General features: G+C 69.0%; 15 protein-coding genes. 9 read left to right on the top strand and 6 right to left on the bottom strand.

The window, feature by feature from the left end:
- The first annotated feature begins 24 nt into the window (after positions 1–24).
- Positions 25–426 carry a phage holin family protein gene (locus tag AC3ANJ_RS00815; protein WP_406247753.1) on the top strand — a complete coding sequence of 134 codons (402 nt, stop codon included), beginning with the start codon at positions 25–27 and terminating at the stop codon, positions 424–426.
- A 4-nt stretch (positions 427–430) separates the two neighbouring features.
- Here AC3ANJ_RS00815 and AC3ANJ_RS00810 read toward each other — a convergent pair whose 3' ends face one another.
- Positions 431–1,741: a hypothetical protein gene (locus AC3ANJ_RS00810; RefSeq protein ID WP_488317779.1), complete on the bottom strand. Its 1,311-nt coding sequence runs from the start codon at positions 1,739–1,741 to the stop codon at positions 431–433.
- Positions 1,738–2,067 (bottom strand): hypothetical protein, encoded by a 330-nt coding sequence (locus AC3ANJ_RS00805; RefSeq protein ID WP_488317778.1) that lies wholly within the window; start codon positions 2,065–2,067, stop codon positions 1,738–1,740. Before AC3ANJ_RS00805 ends, AC3ANJ_RS00810 begins: the two co-directional genes overlap by 4 nt.
- A 56-nt stretch (positions 2,068–2,123) precedes the next feature.
- On the opposite strand from AC3ANJ_RS00805, the gene AC3ANJ_RS00800 reads away from it, so the two are divergent.
- On the top strand, positions 2,124–2,648 hold the full coding sequence (locus AC3ANJ_RS00800; RefSeq protein ID WP_406247759.1) for a low molecular weight protein-tyrosine-phosphatase: 525 nt from the start codon (positions 2,124–2,126) through the stop codon (positions 2,646–2,648).
- Positions 2,648–4,045 (top strand): adenylosuccinate lyase, encoded by a 1,398-nt coding sequence (purB, locus tag AC3ANJ_RS00795; RefSeq protein ID WP_488319325.1) that lies wholly within the window; start codon positions 2,648–2,650, stop codon positions 4,043–4,045. Before AC3ANJ_RS00800 ends, purB begins: the two co-directional genes overlap by 1 nt.
- Before the next feature lie 406 nt (positions 4,046–4,451).
- On the opposite strand, the gene AC3ANJ_RS00790 is transcribed toward purB, so the two are convergent.
- Together AC3ANJ_RS00790 and AC3ANJ_RS00785 are read right to left on the bottom strand one after the other, a co-directional pair.
- A complete protein-coding gene (locus tag AC3ANJ_RS00790) occupies positions 4,452–4,793 on the bottom strand; it encodes a hypothetical protein (RefSeq protein ID WP_488317777.1) in 342 nt (113 codons plus the stop codon).
- The gene (locus tag AC3ANJ_RS00785; protein WP_488317776.1) at positions 4,790–5,422 is read right to left on the bottom strand and encodes an acyl-CoA synthetase; all 633 of its coding nucleotides are present in this window, start codon (positions 5,420–5,422) and stop codon (positions 4,790–4,792) included. The genes AC3ANJ_RS00790 and AC3ANJ_RS00785 overlap by 4 nt, the downstream gene beginning before the upstream one ends.
- 302 nt (positions 5,423–5,724) lie before the next feature.
- Here AC3ANJ_RS00785 and AC3ANJ_RS00780 point away from each other — a divergent pair, with 302 nt between their 5' ends.
- The 6 genes from AC3ANJ_RS00780 to AC3ANJ_RS00755 all read left to right on the top strand — a co-directional run bounded on the left by AC3ANJ_RS00780 (position 5,725) and on the right by AC3ANJ_RS00755 (position 12,712).
- Positions 5,725–6,633 carry a hypothetical protein gene (locus AC3ANJ_RS00780; protein ID WP_488317775.1) on the top strand — a complete coding sequence of 303 codons (909 nt, stop codon included), beginning with the start codon at positions 5,725–5,727 and terminating at the stop codon, positions 6,631–6,633.
- A gap of 139 nt (positions 6,634–6,772) precedes the next feature.
- Positions 6,773–7,888 carry a LacI family DNA-binding transcriptional regulator gene (locus tag AC3ANJ_RS00775; protein ID WP_488317774.1) on the top strand — a complete coding sequence of 372 codons (1,116 nt, stop codon included), beginning with the start codon at positions 6,773–6,775 and terminating at the stop codon, positions 7,886–7,888.
- Positions 7,875–9,500 carry an FAD-dependent oxidoreductase gene (locus tag AC3ANJ_RS00770; protein WP_488317773.1) on the top strand — a complete coding sequence of 542 codons (1,626 nt, stop codon included), beginning with the start codon at positions 7,875–7,877 and terminating at the stop codon, positions 9,498–9,500. Before AC3ANJ_RS00775 ends, AC3ANJ_RS00770 begins: the two co-directional genes overlap by 14 nt.
- A 34-nt stretch (positions 9,501–9,534) precedes the next feature.
- Positions 9,535–10,845: an ABC transporter substrate-binding protein gene (locus AC3ANJ_RS00765; protein WP_488317772.1), complete on the top strand. Its 1,311-nt coding sequence runs from the start codon at positions 9,535–9,537 to the stop codon at positions 10,843–10,845.
- Between the two features lie 6 nt (positions 10,846–10,851).
- Complete coding sequence (locus AC3ANJ_RS00760; RefSeq protein WP_488317771.1) at positions 10,852–11,796, top strand: carbohydrate ABC transporter permease; 945 nt, start codon at positions 10,852–10,854, stop codon at positions 11,794–11,796.
- Positions 11,786–12,712 (top strand): carbohydrate ABC transporter permease, encoded by a 927-nt coding sequence (locus AC3ANJ_RS00755; protein WP_488317770.1) that lies wholly within the window; start codon positions 11,786–11,788, stop codon positions 12,710–12,712. Before AC3ANJ_RS00760 ends, AC3ANJ_RS00755 begins: the two co-directional genes overlap by 11 nt.
- A gap of 10 nt (positions 12,713–12,722) precedes the next feature.
- On the opposite strand, the gene AC3ANJ_RS00750 is transcribed toward AC3ANJ_RS00755, so the two are convergent.
- Positions 12,723–13,559 carry a sulfurtransferase gene (locus AC3ANJ_RS00750; protein ID WP_488317769.1) on the bottom strand — a complete coding sequence of 279 codons (837 nt, stop codon included), beginning with the start codon at positions 13,557–13,559 and terminating at the stop codon, positions 12,723–12,725.
- A 176-nt stretch (positions 13,560–13,735) separates the two neighbouring features.
- Positions 13,736–15,064, bottom strand: coding sequence for a cell division initiation protein (locus AC3ANJ_RS00745; RefSeq protein ID WP_488317768.1), 1,329 nt, complete (start codon positions 15,062–15,064; stop codon positions 13,736–13,738).
- Between the last annotated feature and the right edge of the window lie 65 nt (positions 15,065–15,129).

The raw sequence follows: 15,129 nt of genomic DNA, 5'->3' as shown, positions 1-15,129 counted from the left end.
TTCGCATGCAAGACTGGTCGGATCATGCGCTTCGTCGTCAAGGTCGTCATCAACGCCTTCGCCTTCTGGGTGGCGGCGCTGATCCCTGCCCTGGACATCACGGTGACGCCGTTCCCGCCGGGCGGAGACCTGCAGATGGTGCTCACCCTGCTGCTGGTGGGCGCCCTGTTCGCCGTCGTGAACACGATCGTCGGCACGATCGTGAAGATCATCGCGTTCCCGCTGTACATCCTGACCTTCGGGCTCATCGGCTTCGTGATCAACGGCTTCCTGCTCTGGTTGACCGCCTGGATCACGACAGGGTTCGGATGGGGCGTCTCGGTCGGCAACTTCTGGTGGGTGATCGTCGCGGCCATCGTGATCTCGATCATCAATGCGATCTTCGGATTCATCCTGCGTCCGCAGAAGAAGCGCAGCCGCGCCTGAGCGCTCATTCGGCCCACGCCGTGCGATCGGCGACGTATTCGGTCGACTCGATGGTGGCGGCTCCGGCCAGTTCTCTGAGCCGGTCGAGACAGGCGTCGAGGCGCGGGTCCCCTGACGCGTCTGCGAGCTCGGCGGTCTCGATGTAGGTGTCCACCATATGCGGCTCGAGGATCAGGTCTCGGAGGCTCATCTCCGGGTCGCCCTCGCGCTGAATGACCACGCTGTCCGCGGATCCTGTGCCGCCCTGCGAGCCGCCGCCGGCGAGCGCGTTCACGACGTCGTCGGTGTGTCGCAGCTGGATGAGCAGCTGGTCGTCCCGCAGCGTCGGCTGCACCGGGCTGCCGGCCGTCACCAGCATCTGCACGTCGAACTCATCACCCGTCGCGAGATAGGACGCCACCATGGCACCCTGCGAGTGCGCGAACACATCGACGACGTCGCCCTTCTGGGCACCCGCCTGGTGAAGCGCGTCGATCGTCGCCTGGTACGAGGCCGAGACCTGGCCGGTGTAGAGCTCGGTGTTCGATTTCATGTCCCAGGGCTCCCCCGCGCCGTAGAGTCCGGATTGCGTGCCCTTGATGTACGCGACGTAGCGCGCGCCGCCGTCTTCGAAGGTGTATTTCTCGACCTTCACCTGGGCATCCACCGCAGTGGGGAACCGCCGCATCCCGTCGGCGATCGACGCCGGCGCCGCAGCCGGGAGCGTCGTGAACACGGGGGCGACCTTCACCGGGTCCGGCCGGCCGTCCAGCTTCGCCTTCGCAGAGAGGGTGCCGAACACGGTCGAGCTCCCGAGCATCGCGGCGATCGATGTGATCGCCCCGAAGTTCACGCCCGTCACCGTCGTCGCGATGTCGAACTGACTGTCCAGGCCCTCGTACCGCCCGTCCTCCCACAGCTTCGCCAGGTTGTCCGCCATGGGTCCGAGGCGCTCATCGGAGGCCTCGAGATCCCTGATGTCCGGGAGGAGCGCCTCGGCGGCCGCCTCGTCCGTCAGCAGCAGGGCCTCGTACTCGGTGCGCAGCTCGACGAGTTCGTACGCGTCGGCCATGAGCAGCGTGCCCGTCACGACCTCGTCGATCCGGACGCGCATGGCCGCGAGGCGATCGCCGACGGCCCAGAGCTCGACGGAGTTCACCTCGTTCGTGAGACCCGCGGTGCGGGTGATGTGCCGATGGGCGGTGTAGACGGCATCCGCGGCCTGGCCGATGCGGACGCCGATCGGGCCGAGTCGGAACGCGACGTCGCGCAGCGTCTCGGTGTTGACGGCGATCGCGCCGCCGTAGGTGATCTGCAGGTCGTCGTCGTCGCTCACCGCGCCGCCTCCAGTTCCCACAGCCGCATGCGCAGCGAGGATTCGCCCGCGGCACCCTCGGCGCTCATGCTCTCGATCGTCTCGTGCAGCTTGCGCACGCCCTTCGCCTGCCAGTCGGTGTCCGCGGCGAGCGGGGCGAGCGCGACGCCGGCCTGCTCGAGGGCCTCGATGGCATCGTTGACGAAGCGGCGTGCGGCATACCAGCCCCAGATCTGGTCGGGGGCCCAGTCGCCTGCGATCTCGGTGGAGTACATGACGCCCAGATTGCCGCCGGTCGCCCCCGTCCCGCGGGACGGATTCGCGCCGTCCACGGCATACGGGGACAAATCGCCGAGAAATCCGATCTGTGCAGGAGCAGTCGCGCGGCGGCAGAATGGAATCCATGACCGACCCGGAACCGTTCCGCGTCATCTTCGTGTGCACTGGCAACATCTGCCGCTCCCCGATGGCCGAAGTGGTGTTCCGCGACCTCGCCGATCGGCAGGGGCTCGGGTCTCGGATCCTGTCGACCAGCGCCGGAACCGGAGACTGGCACCTCGGCGAACGCGCCGACCACCGCACGCTCGCCGCCCTCGAGCGCCGCGGCTACGACGGTTCGCGGCACCGCGCGAAGCAGTTCACCGCAGCATCCTTCCGGGAGAACGACCTCGTCGTCGCCCTCGACCGCACGCACGAACGCAACCTGCGCGAGTGGGCGCACGACGAGGACGAAGAGGGGAAGGTGACCTTGTTGCTCTCGTTCGATCCGGCAGCGGAGGTCACGGACGTCCCCGATCCCTACTATGCGGGCCCGGACATGTTCGATGCCGTGCTCGGTATGATTGAGACGTCGACCCGGGGCCTGTTCCGCCAGCTCGAGCCGGCCCTGCGCCAGCCCGCACGACGCCCCGCACTCGAGGGGCCCTGATCAGGAGGACTCCCCTGACTTCGCACGCCCCGCTCCCCGCCCAGCCTCTCAGCCCTCTCGACGGACGCTACGCCGCCGCCGTTGCCGGTCTCGGCGACTTCCTCTCCGAGGCGGGCCTGAACCGCGCCCGCGTCGAGGTCGAGGTCGAGTGGCTGATCGCCCTCACCGACCGCTCGCTGTTCGAGACCTCGCCGCTGTCGGATGCCGACAAGGAGCGCCTGCGCGCCCTGTACCGCGACTTCGGCCAGGCCGAGATCGACTGGCTGGCCGAGAAGGAAACCGTCACCCAGCACGACGTCAAGGCGATCGAGTACCTGGTGCGCGACCGCCTGTCGACGCTCGGGCTCGACGCCATCGCCGAGCTCACGCACTTCGCGTGCACGAGCGAGGACATCAACTCCGCCTCCTACGCGCTCACCGTCAAGCGCGCCGTGCTCGGCGTGTGGCTGCCGGCGCTGGACGGCGTAATCGCGAAGCTCCGAGAGCTCGCCGTCGAGCACGCGGACGCCCCGATGCTGTCCCGCACGCACGGTCAGCCGGCGACGCCGTCCACCATGGGCAAGGAGCTCGCGGTGTTCGCGTGGCGCCTGGAGCGGGTGCGCGGCCAGATCGCGGCATCCGAATTCCTGGCGAAGTTCTCCGGCGCGACCGGCACCTGGTCGGCGCACATCTCCGCCGAACCTGATGCGGACTGGCCCGAGATCTCGCGCGCGTTCATCGAGTCGCTCGGCATCGACTTCAACATCCTCACCACCCAGATCGAGTCGCACGACTGGCAGGTCGAGCTGTACGACCGGGTGCGTCACGCCGGTGGCATCCTGCACAACCTCGCCACCGACATCTGGACCTACATCTCGCTGGGCTACTTCGCGCAGATCCCGGTCGCCGGAGCCACCGGCTCGTCGACGATGCCGCACAAGATCAACCCGATCCGGTTCGAGAACGCGGAGGCCAACCTCGAGATCTCCGGCGGGCTGCTGGCGACCCTCGGACAGACGCTGGTCACCTCGCGCCTGCAGCGCGACCTCACCGATTCGACGACGCAGCGCAACATCGGCGTCGCGTTCGGGCACTCGCTGCTCGCGCTGGACAACCTGCGCCGCGGCCTCAACGCCATCTCGCTGCGCCGCGACGTGCTGCTGCACGACCTCGACAGCAACTGGGAGGTGCTCGCGGAGGCGATCCAGACCGTCATCCGCGCCGAGGTCGTCGCGGGTCGTGCCACGATCACGGACCCGTACGCGCTGCTCAAGGAGCTCACCCGCGGCAATCGCGTGGGGGCTGCGGACCTGGCGGCCTTCGTCGAGGGCCTGGAGATCGGGGATGCCGCGAAGCAGCGTCTGCTCGCATTGACGCCGGCGACGTACACGGGCATCGCGGAGCAGCTCGCGAAGTAGTCGTCCGGCACGGGATCCCGGCGGGCAGGTGACGCGTGTGGTCGCGTCACGGCGGGCGACGCGACTATTCGCGCCACCTCCCGCGCGGTCAGCGCTCTCCGCCCCTCGCGAGGGGTCGCAGATCGCCGCCTCAATGCCCGGGACGAGACCACACGCGCCACCTCCCGGCGGTCAGCGCTCTCCGCCCCTCGCGAGGGGTCGCAAATCGCCGCCTCAATGCCCGGGACGAGACCACACGCGCCACCTCCCGGCGGTCAGATCCGCTGAGCATCTGTACGCGCATCCGCGAACCCGCCCAACGGATCGTCGGTCACGACTGCGGTCGTCAGCGCACGCGGCATCCCACCCGAAGCGTGACCGAACTGAGCGGTGCGACCAGGCCGAGCCGATCCGAGCTGTTCCGCGCTCAGGCCTTGCCGGGCGCTTCGTCTCCGGCATCCGGCTCGTCGTCGTACAGGACCGGCCGATCGATCTCTTCGTCCTTGTACTGCGCCGGGTCGACGGCGAGCATCAGCATCGCGATTCCGAGCAGCGTCACGATGAAGGCGCCGCCCCCGACGACGAGCCCCAGCGCCACAGGGCTCAGCCCTTCGTAGGTGCCATTCGCGATCGCGAGGTTGACGCGGGACGTGAAGGCGCCGGTCGTCACCAGCGTCACGGCGGCCGCGAAGATCCCGGCGGCCGCGGCGATCCCGAGCAGATGCAGCGGACGCAGCAGTTCGCGGCGGGTGGGCTTGTCGTCGGTCATGCCGCACCTCCGGAGAGCGGGGCCGCGTCGGCGGCAGGAGTCTGGGGATCGCGCGACGGAGTGAACCCGGCGATGCCGAGGAACACCGCGACCAGGGCAGCGTATCCGCCCAGCATCCCGACCCCGAGGATGATGCCGGTCAGCTGGAAGGTACCAGCCTCGTCGACCGTGTAGTCGGACGAGAATCCGGCCGGGATGAGCAGCAGAGCGACGGCGAGCAGGATGCCGAGCCCGCCGATGAGCAGCTGGTCACGCGCCAGCGGGTCGGCTTCACGGCGCCCGCGAAGGCCGACGATGATCTCGACGACTCCGGACAGCAGCGCCCACGAGATCACGATGATGAAGAACGTGTCCTCGGTGCGCAGCAGCGGAATGCCGGCGACCATGCCCGCCAGCCCGTCGATCACGGCGAGCAGGACGTACGGCCAGCGCTTCCCAGGCTCGGCGACCAGCCAGGCTCCGAGTACGAGGACGAATCCGGTCACGATCGCGAAGCCACTGAACATGGCCAGGCCCACCGCGGCCGAGTGGTCGGAGGTGAACGTCACCATCAGTGCCGCGATCGCCGCGAACGCCGCGCGCAGCAGCTGGATGTGTCGCACCGTGAAGGTGCGGGCGGGGGCAGACATGACTGATCCTCGGTCCTGATGGTGGTCCGTCCCAGTCTACCGGCGCGGAGGCGAGCCGCTGGCGGGGCGGCCGCCGGCACGACGTCGGAGTCCGACGGCCGTCCCCAGGCGACCGTCGGACTCCACGCGAGCGCAGTTCGGGGGCTTCTCTGCACCAGCCGCGTCCGTCTGCGATCGGGCTCCTGCTCGCAGACGGATCGACCCGCCGACCTGGACTTTCGTCTAGAGCCCCTCGACGAAAGAACCTGGTCGTATGCTCGAATCTACGAGAACACCGTTCACATACCTGGGGGAGGTCTGTGATGGCAGAGGATGACCTGCATCGAGCGGTTGAGAACGGCTTCGCCGAAGCGCTGCGCGATGCCGTCCTCGCGCGCGGCGTCACACTGGCCTGGCTCAACAAGCGACTGCGCGAGAACGGCAATGCGGTCTCGATGGCCACGCTCAGCTACTGGCGCTCCGGGGCCCGCCGCCCCGAGGGGGCGCAGTCGCTGGCCGCGATCGCCGACATCGAGGATCTGCTGCGCTTGGAAAGCGGTGCACTGTCGAGCCTGGTCGGCCCGTCGCAGCGCGTGGGCCCGGTCGGCCCGCCCGCCTTCCCGCTCCACGAGGGTGTGCTCGAGGATGCCGTCACAGAGGTCTTCCAGGCGCTCGGCGCCCCGCAGTTCGATCTGGCTCGCGATGTGAGCACGCACTCGGTCACCGATGTCGACGGGGACGGCAACGTCATCTCGCGCACGACGAGAACGCTGCTCCAGTCGATGTCCGGCCTGCTCACGCATGTGCCGTACGTCGACATCACCCCCGGCATCCGTACGCCGGCACCGATCTTCCGCGCCGTGGGCGGTGGCCGGATCACGGCCCGCCATTCGCACCCCTCCGGCGAGGTTCACGGCTTCTCGCTCGAACTGGACCAGCCGGTCGACAGCGCCCAGATGACGATGATCGAGTGGGCGCTCGACATGCCGCCGGAGTATCCGCCCGTCCGGGAGACGGGGCACGGCGTCGCCCGCCAGGCTCGCGACGTCGTCCTGTGGACCCGTTTCCACCCCGACGCGCTGCCGGACTGGATCGAAGAGGTCGAGGAGACGCCGGACGGCATCACGACCACTCCCGTCACGATCGCCGGCGGTTCCAGCGTGCTGCAGGTGCGCCGCCGGTTCGGCCCGGGGATGCTGGTGCTGCGCTGGGGCTACGGCGAGCGGCCGTGACCCGTCGCGTGTAATCCGCATTATGCGGATGCCTTCGCGCACACACGGTACGCAAATAATGCGCATTATCACCTTGACCGGTTCCCGTGGTCCGCCGCAGACTTCAACACGTCACCCAACACCCGATCAAGGAGGATCGATGCCGCGCCACCGCTTCACGCAGGCCGACGTCGCCGCGATGGCGGGCGTGAGCCAATCGACGGTGAGCTTCGTGCTCAACGGCAGCGCACCGGCCGGCGTCCGCATCTCGGATGAGACCAAGGCGCGCGTCCTCGACGCCATCCGCATCACCGGCTACTCCGCGAACCCGGTCGCGCAGCGTCTGGCCGGCGGCCGCAATCAGATCCTCGGAGTGTTCACCTACGAGAAGACGTTCCCCCGGGGCGGGCATGACTTCTACGGAGCGTTCCTCAACGGCATCGAGCACGCCGCCGAGAAGCTCGGCGTCGACATGCTGCTGTTCACCTCCGCCAGGGTCGTCGACGGTCAGCGACGCCTGGCGCGCGACGGGTGGCAGCGACTCGGCATCGCGGACGGCTGCCTGTTGCTGGGCCAGCAGGAGGACCGCGGCGAGCTGCAGCACCTGCTCGACACCAATTACCCGTTCGTGTTCATCGGCAAGCGCGAGAGCGAGGGGCACACCCTGCCCTACATCGGCGCCGACTACATCACGGCCACCGCCCGCCAGGTCGAACGGCTCGTCGAGGCAGGCCATCAGCGCATCGGCTACGCCGGTCCCCAGTCCACCGATCAGCCGACGCTCGACCGCGTCGAGGGCTACCGCAGGGCGATGCGGTCGCACGGACTCGCGCTGCGCTTCGTCGACGTGCACGACATCGCCGAAGGTGCCACCGAGATCGTCGATCAGCGGCTCACCGCCATCCTCGTCGCACCCGAGAACGACCCCGAAGAGCTCGCCGATGAGCTCGAGGCGCGAGGACTCGCCGTGCCGCACGACGTCTCGATGCTGGTTCTCGGCCAGCCTCACCACCCGCGCCATCGCGGCCGTCGCTGGTCCGGCTTCGCGGTTCCGCGCGAGGAGATGGGTGCCCGCGCCGTCGTCCTGCTGTCGCGGATCATCGACCAGGAGGCGCCGGGCACGCGCGCCCCCGTCGGCCGGATGCCGAAGGCACCAGCCCTCGACGATGACGACTACCACCAGCTCCTGCACTGCCCCGACGTCGACGGCGACACGCTCGCCGCGGCATCCGGAACCACGAACGAAACCGAAGGATCCATCCGTGACCACGCGTGAACTCACCACCGACATCCTCATCGTCGGAGCCGGCCTCGGCGGCGTCGGCGCCGCCCTGGCTGCCGCCGACCGAGGAGCCCGCGTCATCCTCACCGAGGAGTATCCGTGGATCGGCGGTCAGCTGACGTCCCAGGCCGTGCCGCCCGACGAGCACGCCTGGGTCGAGGAGTTCGGTGTCACCGCCCGCTATCGCGCCCTGCGCGACGGCATCCGGGATGTCTACCGTCGGCGGTATCCGCTGGTGGATGCCGCGCGCGAGCGCCCTGATCTCAACCCCGGCGCCGGGTGGGTGTCGAAGCTCTGCCACGAGCCGCGCATCGCGCTCGGCGTCCTGGAGGAGATGCTGGCGCCGCACCGCTCGACAGGACGCATCCGCCTGCTGGAGCGGACCCGGCCCATCGCGGCGGCCGTCGACGGCGACCGCGTGACGAGCGTGACCCTGGAGCCGCTGACCGGCGGCGACGTCGTGATCGTGCGCGCCGACTACGTGCTCGACGCGACCGAGACCGGAGAACTGCTCCCCCTCACCGGGACCGAGTACGTGACGGGCTTCGAGTCGCGGGCCGAGACGGGCGAGCCCAGCGCTCCCGAGTCCGCCCAGCCGGACAACATCCAGGCCATCAGCGTGTGCTTCGTCGTCGAGCACGTCGACGGCGACCACACGATCGAACGCCCCGCCGACTACGACTTCTGGCGCGACTACACCCCGTCGGCCTGGCAGGGCGAGCGGATGCTGTCGTGGACGGCACCGAACCCGCGCACGCTCGAGCTGAGCACGCGCATCTTCGATCCGAACTCCGGTGACGACGTGCTGGCGGTGAACGCCGACCAGTCCCGGGCCGCGGGCGATCACGACCTGTGGAAGTTCCGCCGCATCGCCGCACGGAAGATGTTCGCCGACGGCTTCTACGAGAGCGACCTGTGCCTGGTGAACTGGCCGAGCATCGACTACTTCGAGCATCCGGTGCTCGACGTCCCGCGCGAGGTCGAACTCGAGCGCTACCAGGCCGCGCGGCAGCTGAGCCTGTCGATGCTGTACTGGATGCAGACCGAAGCGCCGCGGCCCGACGGCGGCTTCGGATTCCCCGGCCTGCGCCTCCGCCCGGACGTCTTGGGCTCGGACGACGGCCTCGCCCAGGCGCCGTACCACCGGGAGTCGCGGCGCATCCGCGCCCTCACGACCGTCACCGAGCACGACGTCTCCTACGCCCTCCGCGGGGATGCCGGGGCCACCCGCTACGAGGAGTCCGTCGGAGTCGGGATGTACCGGATCGACCTGCACCCCTCCACGGGCGGCGACACCTACATCGACGTCGCGTCGACGCCCTTCGAGATCCCGCTCGGAGCGCTGATCCCGCAGCGGATGACGAACCTGCTGGCCGCGAACAAGAACATCGGCACGACGCACATCACCAACGGCTGCTACCGCCTGCACCCGGTGGAGTGGAACATCGGCGAGGCCGCAGGCCATCTCGCCGCCTACTGCCTCTCCTCCGGGACGAGCCCGCACGAGGTCCACGCCGATTCCACGCACCTGGGCGCCTACCAGGCCGAGCTCGACGCCTCCGGCGTCGAGCGGCACTGGCCCGAAGGACGCGTCCACGCGTATTGATCACCCACCGCATCACACACAGTTAGGAGCAAGCATGAGTGTCACCCCCACGCCGCGTCGTCGCGGCTTCCTGGCCACGGGCGCCGGCATCGCCGCCGTCGCTCTCACCCTCGCCGGCTGCAGCGGAACCCCCACTGCCGAACCCGAGACCCCGGATGAGCCGGTGTCGCTGCGCATGACCGTCTGGACAGCGGACGAGACGCAGTTGGCCCTGTTCCAGGAGATCGCCGACGCCTACGTCGAGGAGAACCCGGAGCTCGTCTCGGAGATCACGTTCGAGCCGATCCCGTTCGAGGACTACACGACGACCCTCACCACACAGCTCGCAGGCGGGAACGCCCCTGATCTCGCCTGGATCCTGGAGAGCTACGCTCCCGAGTTCGTCGAAAGCGGCGCCCTCGTCGACATCGCGCCGACTCTCGAGGAGACCGAGGGGTACGAGTACGACGACCTGCTCGAGTCCTCGCTGGCGCTGTGGCAGAAGGACGACGGCCTGTTCGCATACCCGTTCTCCAACAGTCCGTTCGCGATCTTCGTCAACACGGACCAGATCGCCGCCGCAGGGCAGCCGAATCCGGCCGATCTCGTGGCATCGGACGAGTGGACGTTCGACAAGGCCCGTGAGATCTCGGCAGCGGCAGCCACGGCATCCGGCAAGGAGGGCCTCGTCGTCCGCGACTTCGACTACAAGGCCTGGGAGAACCTGGCCACGATCTGGAACGGCTGGGATGCCGCGCCGTGGAGCGAGGACGGCGCGCAGTGCACGTTCGCCGACCCGGCGATGGTGGATGCGATGACCTGGATCCACGACGCGGTCTTCACCGACGCCGCGATGCCCGAGCCGGGCGTCACCGCCGACTTCTTCGCCGGGGATGCCGCGATGACCATCACGCAGATCAGCCGCGCCTCCGCGATCGACGACTCGTTCGCCTGGGACATCCTGCCGCTGCCAGCCGGCCCCGAGGGCAAGCAGAACGTGATCGGACAGGCCGGGATCGGAGTCTTCGCCAATGCGGAGAATCCGACGGTCGCCGCCGACTTCCTGGCGTATTTCACGAACCCGGAGAACGCCGAGAAGCTCGCGGCCTACTTCCCGCCGCCGCGCGAGGCACTGTTGAACGCCGAGACGATGGGTGCCGCCAACCCGAAGCTCAGCGAGGAGCAGCTGCAGGCGGTCGTGATCGAGGGAATCCAGGATGCCGTGACCAAGCCGACGCACGTCAACTTCGCGAAGCTGCAGGACACCGTCCGCGCTGAGCTCGACGCGCTGTGGACGGCCGACGCCGATGTGGAATCGGTGCTGACGGCGACCTGCGACGCGATCACGCCGCTGCTGGAGGGCTGAGACCACATGGCTTCCACCGCCGCCATCGTGGCGGCCGAGACCGCGGAGCGGCGGGGACCCGGTCCCCGCCGTTCCGCGGCCACGCGCGGAGACTGGATCGTCGGGTACACGATGGTCGCCCCCGTCGTCCTCGGCGCCCTCGCCTTCGTGATCGCCCCGCTCGTCGCCGTCGTCTGGTTCTCGCTGCACGACTGGAACGTGCTGGCCAACACGTTCGTGTTCGCCGGTGCCGACAACTACGAGCGGATGCTGGCCGACGAGGGCCTGCACGATTCGCTGCTGGCGAGCCTGTGGTTCTCGATCGGCCTCGTGGTCGTCAACATCACGCTCGCCCTGTTCCTGGCCGTGCTGCTGAACCAGAAGCTGCCAGGGACGACGACCTTCCGCACGTTCTTCTTCTCCCCCGTCGTCGTCTCGCTGGTCGCGTGGACGATCGTGTGGAGCTTCCTCCTGCAGGCGGACGGCGGTATCAACGGGTTCCTGTCTCTCATCGGCATCCAGGGCCCGAACTGGCTGCGCGGCGACGTGACGGCCATGATCTCGGTGATCATCGTGCAGGTCTTCAAGAACGTCGGGCTCAACATGATCCTGTTCCTCGCCGCTCTCCAGGGAGTGCCGGAGGACATCAACGAAGCCGCGCGCATCGACGGCGCAGGCGCGTGGCGCCGGTTCCGGTCGATCACGCTGCCGATGATCAGCCCGACCGTGCTGCTCGTGTCGATCCTGACGATCGTCGGCTCCCTCGAGGTGTTCGCGCAGATCGACGTGCTCACCGGCGGCGGCCCGGGCAACTCGACCACGGTGCTCGTGTACTACCTGTACCAGCAGGCGTTCCGCTTCAACGACTTCGGATACGCCAGCGCCATCGCGGTGCTGCTGTTCGCGATCGTCCTCATCCTGACGCTGATCCAGTGGCAGACCCGAAAGAGGTGGGTGTTCCATGAGAACTGATGTGCTTCCGACGCCCGTAGCAGTCGACACGCACGCGGTCGTGACCGGATCATCCGGCGGCCAGCGGCCGAACCGCGCGAAGACCAAGCAGCGCTGGGTCTCGGTGGGGCTCGTGACCCTCATGGCCGTGCTCAGCATCCCGTTCGTCTTCCCGACCTGGTGGATGGCGACGTCCAGCCTCAAGCCGATCAGCGAGATCCTGTCGAAGGTGCCGACGCTGTGGCCGCAGAATCCGACGTTCGAGGCGTACGGCGAGGTGTTCCGGCTGCAGCCGTTCGCGCAGCAGTACTGGAACAGTCTCTACATCGCGGCCCTCGTCACGATCGGCACGATGCTCGTCGCGGCGATGGCGGGGTACGCGTTCGCGCGCATCCGCTTCCCCGGTGCGAACGCGCTTTTCCTCGTGGTGCTGGTCGGTCTGCTCGTCCCCAGCGAGGTGACGATCGTGCCGCTGTTCCGCTTCGTGAACGCGCTCGGCCTGATGAACACGCACTGGCCGCTCATCGTGATCCCCATCTTCGGGGCGCCGGCCGTGCTGGCGGTGTTCATCATGCGCCAGTTCTTCCTCGGGCTGCCCGGAGAGCTCGAGGAGGCCGGGCGCATGGACGGCCTCGGGCGCTGGGGGATCTTCTGGCGGATCGCGTTCCCGCTGTCGCGGTCAGCGCTCGCGGCCGTGGCGATCTTCACGTTCCTGAAATCGTGGAACCTCTACCTCGAGCCGATCGTGTACCTCTCCAGCAAGGACAACTTCACGCTGCCGCAGGCGCTGACGCAGTACGTGGACGCCTACGGCGGGCCGATGTGGAACGTGCAGCTCGCCGCGACGACGCTCACCGTGGTGCCGGTGCTGCTGGTGTTCCTGATCGCGCAGAAGCAGTTCGTGCAGGGCCTGGCGAACACCGGGCTGAAGGGCTGAGGGAGTCAGGTCAGCCGGGCTGCGGGCCCGTGGCGACGGGGCGGCCGGGGGTGTTCGACCACTGGCTCCAGGATCCGTGGAAGATCTTCGCGTCGATGCCGGCCTCGGCGAGCATCAGCGCGGTGTGCGCGGCGGTGATGCCGGAGCCGCAGTAGGCGGCAACAGGCGTCTCAGCGGTCACGCCGATGGCGGCGAGGTTCCCGCGGATCTCGTCGGCGCTGCGCGCCGTGCCGTCCTCGGTCAGATGCGCCTTGGTCGGCAGGTTGATCGCGCCGGGGATGTGCCCGGCGATCGGGTCGTACGGCTCGGTCTCGCCGCGGTAGCGCTCGGGAGCCCGGACATCCAACAGGACTCCGGATGCCGGGAACACCGCGACTTCGTCGATCGTGAGACTCCCGCCGCCGATGTCGGTCAGCGTCACCGCGCCGGGCTCGGGCGTGACCGCGCCGGACTCGACAGGCAGCCCGGCCGCGCGCCAGGCCGGCCAACCGCCGTCCAGGACGCGCACGCCGACACCACCCTGTCGGAGGATCCACCACGCGCGGGCGGCGGCAAGACCGCCGTGATCGTCGTACACGATCACCGCGTCGCCGTCGTCGAGGCCCCAGCGGCGCGTGGCATCCTGAACCGTCGCGGTATCGGGGAGCGGATGGCGTCCCTCATCGGGGCGGCCGTGACGCGACAGCTCGGTCTCGAGATCGGCGTACACCGCACCGGGGACGTGGGCCTCGAGGTAGTCCGGGTGGCCGTCCGGTCCGCCGAGGCGCCACCGCACGTCGAGGATCCGCAGGCGCGGTTCTCGATCGATCAGGTCGGACAGCTCGGCGACGCTCACGAGGTGGGACATGGTCCCAGCGTATGACGGCGTCGCGCCCCCCTCGCGCCCCCGCTCCCCTCGCTCGTTGAGCGAGGAGCGAAGCGACGAGACGAAACGCCGTGACCGCTGGTCAACCGCTACCGCGTTTCGACTCGGGCGGCTCCGCCGTCCTCGCTCAACGAACGAGGGGGAGGGAGGGTGTCCACTCAGCGCGCGTCGGAGTCCTCGGCAGGGTCGAGCTCCTCGGCGACGTCGACCGCCCCGACGATCTCGTCCTCGTCCGGCTCGTCCGCCACGGCATCCGCATCCGTCGGCTCCGCGGTCAGCACGCCATCAGGGCGGATGAGCTCGCGCACCTCGGCCATGAAGCTGTTCAGCTGCTGCTGCTGCCAGCGCAGCTGACGCGTGCGGTCCTCGGCGTCGCGCAGCACCTCGGTGGTGTGCCCGATCACGGTCTCCACGATCTTCTGCGCCTTGACCCGTGCACGGTCGAGCGTCTCGCGTGCTCGCACCTGAGCATCCGATTCGATCGTCTGCGCCTGCGAACGCATCAGGCGCTCGTAGTCGTCGGCCTTCGCGGAGATGCGCTGCGCGTGCTCGAGCGACGACTGCACCTGCTCGTTCGCATCGCTCGTGATGCGCTCGGCGTGCGCCACGGCCTGGTTGTGCAGCGTCAGGAACTCCTGCTGCGCGTCGTTCTGGCGGCGCGTCAGGCTCTCTTCGAACTCGAGAACGCGGGTGTTCATCTCGCGGACCTCGCGCTCGGCATCCGCGCGCTGCTGCTGCGTCTCGCGCGTGACCATCGACCGCAGCGCGGCCGACCCCTTCTCGGCCTCGGCGCGAACAGCCGCCGCCTCCTGCTCGGCCTGCGTCACCTTCTCGGACGCGTGTGCACCCTCACGCGCGATGCGCGCCTCGTGCGCGGTGTACTCGGTGTCGATGCGCAGACGCACCTGATCGGCCTCGGACTGCGCCTCAGCGGTGATGCGGGCGACATCCGCCGCGAGCTCGGCGCGCTTGGATTCGGCCTCCTCACGCGCGGCCTCGAGCAGGCGCTCGGCCTGCGTGGCGGCGTTCTGGATGAGGACGGTCGCCTGCTCCTCCGCGACACGCAGCACGGCCTCGAACTGCAGGCGCGAGCCCTCGTCGTCGCCATCCTTCTTGGGCGCGTCCACGAGCTCGCTGGTCAACGTGGCGACCTGCTGCTCGAGCTCGGCGGCCTGCGCCTGCGCTGCGGCTGCGGCGGCCTCCAGTTCGGCGATGCGCTCCTCGTGCTGGGCCCGCGCGGCCTCGGCCTCGGCACGTACGGCATCGGCCTCTCCGCTGGCGCCGTTGCGGACGAGCGCGACGTCGGTCTCGGCACGCTGCAACTGTGCGCGGAGCGCGGCGAACGCGGCATCCACCTCGCCCTTGTCGTACCCGCGGAAGGCCTGTGTGAACGACGCCTGCTCCCGCGGAGCGCTGCCGCCGCCCTGCACCAGCTGGTCGAAGAAGTCGGGCTCTCGTTCGTCGCGGTTGTCGGCGTTTTCGCTCATGGGGAGCCTTTCTGACGGTCCCGCCCGGACAGCATCGACGAATGCCGCAGAAGGCGAAGAGAGGA

The organism is Microbacterium sp. STRO-1N (genome assembly GCF_057748015.1).
The sequence above is the reverse complement of the archived record's forward strand: the minus strand, read 5'-3'. Positions and strand labels throughout refer to the sequence as shown.

Excerpts from the sequence above, each read along its gene's own strand:
- AC3ANJ_RS00780 (WP_488317775.1), top strand. The coding sequence starts at position 5,725 with ATGGCAGAGGATGACCTGCATCGAGCGGTTGAGAACGGCTTCGCCGAA.
- AC3ANJ_RS00760 (WP_488317771.1), top strand. The coding sequence starts at position 10,852 with ATGGCTTCCACCGCCGCCATCGTGGCGGCCGAGACCGCGGAGCGGCGG.
- AC3ANJ_RS00765 (WP_488317772.1), top strand. The coding sequence starts at position 9,535 with ATGAGTGTCACCCCCACGCCGCGTCGTCGCGGCTTCCTGGCCACGGGC.
- AC3ANJ_RS00815 (WP_406247753.1), top strand. The coding sequence starts at position 25 with ATGCGCTTCGTCGTCAAGGTCGTCATCAACGCCTTCGCCTTCTGGGTG.
- AC3ANJ_RS00755 (WP_488317770.1), top strand. The coding sequence starts at position 11,786 with ATGAGAACTGATGTGCTTCCGACGCCCGTAGCAGTCGACACGCACGCG.
- AC3ANJ_RS00790 (WP_488317777.1), bottom strand. The coding sequence starts at position 4,793 with ATGACCGACGACAAGCCCACCCGCCGCGAACTGCTGCGTCCGCTGCAT.
- AC3ANJ_RS00785 (WP_488317776.1), bottom strand. The coding sequence starts at position 5,422 with ATGTCTGCCCCCGCCCGCACCTTCACGGTGCGACACATCCAGCTGCTG.
- AC3ANJ_RS00745 (WP_488317768.1), bottom strand. The coding sequence starts at position 15,064 with ATGAGCGAAAACGCCGACAACCGCGACGAACGAGAGCCCGACTTCTTC.
- AC3ANJ_RS00750 (WP_488317769.1), bottom strand. The coding sequence starts at position 13,559 with ATGTCCCACCTCGTGAGCGTCGCCGAGCTGTCCGACCTGATCGATCGA.
- AC3ANJ_RS00775 (WP_488317774.1), top strand. The coding sequence starts at position 6,773 with ATGCCGCGCCACCGCTTCACGCAGGCCGACGTCGCCGCGATGGCGGGC.
- AC3ANJ_RS00800 (WP_406247759.1), top strand. The coding sequence starts at position 2,124 with ATGACCGACCCGGAACCGTTCCGCGTCATCTTCGTGTGCACTGGCAAC.